General features: G+C 59.4%; 3 protein-coding genes. 2 read left to right on the top strand and 1 reads right to left on the bottom strand.

Annotation, left to right across the window (positions count from 1 at the left end; all coding sequences use genetic code 11):
* Positions 1-476 precede the first annotated feature (476 nt).
* Positions 477-2,426 (top strand): M23 family metallopeptidase, encoded by a 1,950-nt coding sequence (locus ACXHXG_RS30780; RefSeq protein ID WP_457901739.1) that lies wholly within the window; start codon positions 477-479, stop codon positions 2,424-2,426.
* Positions 2,427-2,593: 167 nt separating this feature from the next.
* Here the strand turns inward: ACXHXG_RS30780 and clpB are convergent, their stop codons facing one another.
* Positions 2,594-5,194 (bottom strand): ATP-dependent chaperone ClpB, encoded by a 2,601-nt coding sequence (gene clpB / locus ACXHXG_RS30775; RefSeq protein WP_457901738.1) that lies wholly within the window; start codon positions 5,192-5,194, stop codon positions 2,594-2,596.
* A gap of 284 nt (positions 5,195-5,478) precedes the next feature.
* Here clpB and ACXHXG_RS30770 point away from each other — a divergent pair, with 284 nt between their 5' ends.
* Positions 5,479-5,979 (top strand): GNAT family N-acetyltransferase, encoded by a 501-nt coding sequence (locus ACXHXG_RS30770; protein ID WP_104824471.1) that lies wholly within the window; start codon positions 5,479-5,481, stop codon positions 5,977-5,979.
* Positions 5,980-6,101: the final 122 nt, after the last annotated feature.

Below are 6,101 nucleotides of genomic sequence, written 5' to 3'. Positions count from 1 at the left end.
CCAGAACCACAAATCAGCATCGCAGCCAATCAAGGAAACACATGAGCGAGAAACTCCGTCGCCAGCAGCGCCGCCGCCCTCGTTCAGTGAGTGGGCTTATAATCCCACCGCTTTCCCTTAGTCAACAGCGGATTTTGAAAAAAATCAAAAAACATCCAAATGATTGATTCTTATGAGAGATTTGTGAAGGTCACTCAAAATCGGCCGGATTAGGCACCGAAATCTCCCGATGCCGCCATCCAAACGTGCGCCGACGGCGGCGCCACACGCAGAGCATCGTAAAATATGACGATGATCGGCCCTTGATCCCAAATCCGCCGACACCAGATATCGCCAGCTCCCGCAGGAAACGCGGCATTTATAGCATTCAGACACTCCACAAGCGAAATGCGCGCGATTTGACTCCCCCGTCATAAATATGCACATCTTCGCCCCAGCCATACGGCTCGCATATAAGGAACCGGATCTCGATTGGCATGATGACGGACAAAATGATGCTCCGATCGCTCGGCAACGAGCCGCCAATCCTGGCCGACGGCAGGCGAGCGCCGGACCGGCGTGAAGTTTCCATACGCTGGCTTTCGGGCACGTTCCTTACCGGCATAACCTCCAGCATATTGATGGGGGTCGCGCTGTTTGCGGCTCTCGACGGGCGCCAGCAACTCGCCATACCCGCCGAAGCCTATGCAACAACAGACAGCGGCAACCACGACAGCGCAGAGGACCAGGTGACGCGCGGCGGCCGTCTTGTGCCCACCGCGATCGCGTCCAAGCCTTCCGACCGGAATATCCTGGAAGTCTCGACGGTCGTGCGTGACGGCGACAAGGAAGTGGTGCGTCGCCAGCCTTTCGCGCACGTAAAGATCGCGCTCGCCACCAACCGCGTCGCTCCAGAGAACTATCCCGCCTTCGACCCGCTGGCGATCTTTTCCGCCGATGAGAATATTCCGCCGGCCGCCAACCGCACCGGCGCGATTTATGGTTCCGATGTGGAATCTGAGGTCAGCCTGAAGACCGTGCCCTTTCCGGCCAGGGATGTGCCCTTCCCGCTTGCCGGTTCCATGTCGCTCGATGAAGTCGAGGCGAATGTGCGCTCCAACGGCTCCGTGCTGGTTGATGACAATACCCAGCTTTCCGCGCTCTATTATGTTGATCCGCGCCGTTTTGCGACTGACGATACCGATGTCGACCTGACAGCGGGGCTTGCGGCCCGCGTCGTCGAAGAAAACATGTCGGTATCCTCTCCCGAAGCGGTCACGCCGCAGACCCAGGAATTCGCCGACGACATCATCCCGGTGCGCGAGGATACGCCGATCGGGACGGTACTCGCCAATGCCGGCTACCTGAAAGCGGATGCCGATAACATTACGGCCAAGATCGAGCCGCTGTTCGGCTCGTCCGATCTTTCCGCCGGCGACGTGCTGCGCATCGGAATTCTGCAGAAAGGCGAGCACGCGAAGATCATTCGCGCCAGCATCTATCGCGGCACCAAGCATGTCCTGACCATCGCCGAAAATGATCATGGCGATTTCGTCGCCGGCAGCGAGCCGCCGATGCTCGATGCTATCGCCACCGCCTTCGACAATGACGCACCGGCAGCCGCCGCCGGCCGGGACCTGCCGAGCGTCTATGACGGCGTGTATCGTGCCGCCCTTTCCTATGGCATGACCAGGGAGATGGTGGCGCAGATCATCAAACTGCTCGCCAGCAACGTTGATTTCCAGGCACAGTTGAAGCCGACGGATTCGCTCGAAGCCTTCTTCTCCGTTGCCGACGAAAACGGCCAGGCAAGCGCTGATTCCGAATTGCTCTACGTCAACGCCAAATTCGGCGACACTGTCACCCGCTTCTATCGTTTCGAAGATCCGGCCGATCACTCGATCGATTATTTCGACGAAAACGGCAAGAGCATCCGTCAATTCCTGCTGCGCAATCCCGTCCCGACCGGCATCTTCAAATCCGGCTTCGGCATGCGACGCCACCCGATCCTCGGGTTTGCGCGCATGCACACCGGCGCCGATTGGGCCGCACCGCGCGGCACCCCGATCATCGCCGCCGGCAACGGGGTCGTTGAAAAGGCCGGCTGGGATTCCGGCGGCTTCGGCAACCAGACATTGATCCGCCACGCCAACGGCTATGTCTCCTCCTACAACCACCAAAGCGCAATAGCCAAAGGCATCGTACCGGGCGCGAAGGTGGTACAGGGCCAGGTCATCGGCTTCATCGGTTCGACCGGTCTCGCAACCGGGCCGCACCTGCATTACGAGCTGATCGTCAACGGCACCAAGGTCGATCCCTTGCGCGTCCGCCTGCCCGGCGGCAAGTCCTTGGACGGCGAGGCGCTCGCCAAATTCGAGGACGAGCGCAAGCGTATCGACACGCTCCTGAGTGACGAGAAATCGAATCAGGTCGCAAGCAAGGATTGATCCTTAACCGCCCTTCGGCCATCGCGATGGCAACCGGGAATTTCAAGTGACGCTGCGTCTCAGCAGAACAATCAGCTCACCAACGGCATCGTCCGCAGCCTTGCCTCAAAAACGAAATGGCGACCCGAAAGCCGCCATCTCATGAGTTTATATTCTGAAGCAGCCGCTTACGCCGCTTCGCTGACCGCCTGGCGTGCTCGGAAGAGCAATCGGTCGGAGCCACTGGTGACCTTGACCACCGATCCATCCGGCACTTGACCCGAGAGGATTTGTTCGGCGAGCGGGTCCTGGACATATTTCTGGATCACGCGCTTCAGCGGCCGTGCGCCGTAAACCGGATCGTACCCCTTGTTAGCGAGCCAATTGCGGGCATCGTCGTCGAGCTCAAGCGCGATCTTGCGCTCCGACAACAGCTTCAAGAGCCGCTCCAGTTGGATGTTGACGATCGCCCCCATCTCTTCGCGCTTCAGGCGATGGAACAGGATGATCTCGTCGACTCGGTTCAGGAACTCCGGCCGGAAATGCGACCGCACCACATCCATCACCTGCTCGCGCACCAGGTCGCTGTCATCCCCTTCCTTCAATTGGGTCAGGTATTCGGCGCCGAGGTTCGAGGTCATGATGATCATGGTATTGCGGAAATCGACCGTGCGGCCCTGGCCGTCCGTCAAGCGCCCGTCGTCCAGAACCTGGAGCAGGACGTTGAAGACATCGGGATGCGCCTTCTCGATCTCGTCGAACAGCACGACCTGATAGGGCCGGCGGCGGACGGATTCGGTCAGCGCGCCGCCCTCCTCATAGCCCACATAGCCGGGAGGAGCGCCGATCAGCCGGGCAACGGAGTGCTTCTCCATGTACTCAGACATATCCATGCGCACCATCGCCGTCTCGTCGTCGAAGAGGAAGCGGGCAAGCGCCTTGGTGAGCTCCGTCTTGCCGACGCCGGTCGGGCCGAGGAAGATGAACGAGCCGATGGGCCTGTTCGGATCTTGCAGACCCGCACGCGAGCGGCGAACGGCGCGCGATACCGCCTGAACGGCATCGCCCTGCCCGACGACCCACTTCGCCAGTTCGTCTTCCATCCTAAGCAGCTTGTCGCGTTCACCTTCCAGCATCTTGTCCACGGGAATCCCGGTCCAACGGGAGACGACATGGGCGATATTGTCGGCGGTGACGACTTCCTGCACCATGGAATCGCGACCTCCGTCCTGCTCTTCGGCAGCCTGGAGATCCTTCTCCAGGTTCGGGATCACGCCATAGGCAAGCTCGCCGGCGCGCTGGAATTCACCCTTGCGCTGGGCGATTGCCAGTTCGTTGCGGGCTTCGTCGAGTTTTTTCTTCAGATCGGCGGCAAGGCCCAGCTTCTGCTTTTCGGCCTGCCAGCGCGCGGTCAGCGCATCGGCCTCCTCTTCAAGCGCCGCAAGGTCGGTCTCCAGCCGCTTCAGCCGGTCGGCCGAGGACTGATCGGTCTCCTTCTTCAGCGCCTCGCGCTCGATCTTGAGCTGGATGATGCGACGATCGAGTTCGTCCAATTCCTCCGGCTTCGAATCCACCTGCATGCGCAGGCGCGCGGCCGCTTCGTCCATTAGGTCGATGGCCTTGTCCGGCAGGAAACGGTCGGTGATATAGCGGTTCGACAAGGTCGCGGCGGCCACCAGGGCGGCATCGGCGATGCGGACCTTGTGGTGCTGCTCGTATTTTTCCTTGAGGCCACGCAGGATCGAGATCGTGTCCTCGACCGTCGGCTCCTCGACCATGACCGGCTGGAAACGACGAGCGAGCGCCGGATCCTTCTCGACATGCTTGCGGTATTCATCGAGCGTGGTCGCGCCGACGCAATGCAGCTCGCCGCGGGCAAGCGCGGGCTTCAAGAGGTTCGACGCATCCATGGCACCATCGGCCTTGCCGGCACCGACCAAGGTATGCATCTCGTCGATGAAGAGGATGATCTCGCCGTTTTCCGACTGCACCTCGTTGAGCACGGCCTTCAGCCGCTCTTCGAATTCACCACGGAACTTCGCACCGGCAATCAACGCGCCCATGTCGAGCGCCATCAGCTTCTTGTCCTTCAGCGATTCAGGCACATCGCCGTTGACGATGCGCAACGCCAGGCCTTCGACGATCGCCGTCTTGCCGACGCCGGGTTCGCCGATCAGAACCGGATTATTCTTTGTGCGGCGAGAGAGGACCTGGATGGTGCGGCGGATTTCGTCGTCGCGGCCGATCACCGGATCGAGCTTGCCCTCGCGAGCCTCGCCAGTGAGGTCGCGGGCATATTTCTTCAAGGAGTCGAAGCCCTGTTCCGCATTGGCGGAATCAGCGGTGCGGCCCTTGCGAATGTCATTGATGACCTGATTGAGCCCGAGGGGTGTAACGCCGGCCTTCTTCAAAGCGGCTGACGTCGATGCCGAAGGCTCCATCGCCAAGGCCTGCAACAGGCGTTCGACGGTGACGAAACTATCGCCGGCCTTCTTTGCGGCATCTTCGGCCGTGGTGAACACCTTGGCGAGCGGCTGAGAAAGGTAAACCTGGCCATCGCCACCGGACACTTTCGGCAATTTGGCAAGTGCGGCGTCATTGGCAAGACGCGCGGCCTTGGCATCGCCTCCGGCACGTTCGATCAACGACGCAGCCATGCCCTGGTCGTCGTCCAGAAGCACCTTCAGCACATGTTCGGGAGTGAATTGCTGGTGACCCTGCGCCAGCGCACTGGTCTGCGCGGATTGCAAAAAGCCACGCACCCGCTCGGAGTATTTTTCAATATTCATATCGGACCTCCATGAATCGCCCTGCCCTTAATGGCACAGACCGATGACTGAGATTGAGCCCCCTGAAAAGGCAGACCCCGCCCGCCGCTTATTGGGATTTGCGGCGAAGCAACTGAGGAGAATATGGGAGGAGCTTTGAAAAGTTTAAAGAGCAGCAGAAATGAAAAACCCGCAGTCATCCCCGCTGCTAACCCTGCCAACTTGCCTTTTGGAAAAGCCTGAGTGAGTTTCTCATGCCGAGCATTTTTCAGAAGAGGTACGTCTAACACCTGGGGGACAAGTTGATGGAAATCCGCACGATAAATTCCTTGGCCGATTTCGAAGAAGCACACGCGCTTATCGATGCCATGAGCAAATGGGACGCGGAACAGTCTCGTAAGTTCGGGGTGCCAGATTCCGAGCTGATCGAATATATCTATGGGCACACACCCGAAACCCTGATGAAAAAGTTCAACGACCGCGATGCGGGTTTCTTTCTGGCGCGCATGGGCGAAAGCATTGCAGGGTGTGCCGGCTACTCGAAATCAGATGACGGCATTGCAGAACTGCAGAAAATGTATGTTCGCCCGGAGGCACGCGGCAAAGGCGTTGCAAGGAGCCTGATGACGGCCTGCTTGGCCGCGATCCGCAATGATGGATACACGACTGTGCGTCTGGAGACGGTGACGTTTATGAGCGAGGCCATAGCCCTGTACGATGCCTTTGGCTTTAAAAGAAGCGGCCACTTCCGCTCGGTTCCACCGAGCCTGCAGCCCATTACCATCTTCATGGAAAGACAAATCTAACGGATAGCGTCCTCACAGAGGATGCGAGGCAAGGCCGACCGGTAGCGCAAAACAAAAAAACAGTCGCAAAGTCGAGGTTCTGCGACCGACTTTGCGACTGTTGGTATTCCACATTTTGATTA

Source organism: Rhizobium sp. LEGMi-198b, from assembly GCF_054114205.1.
Note: the sequence above shows the minus strand (reverse complement) of the source record. Positions and strands in the feature narration are given on the sequence as shown.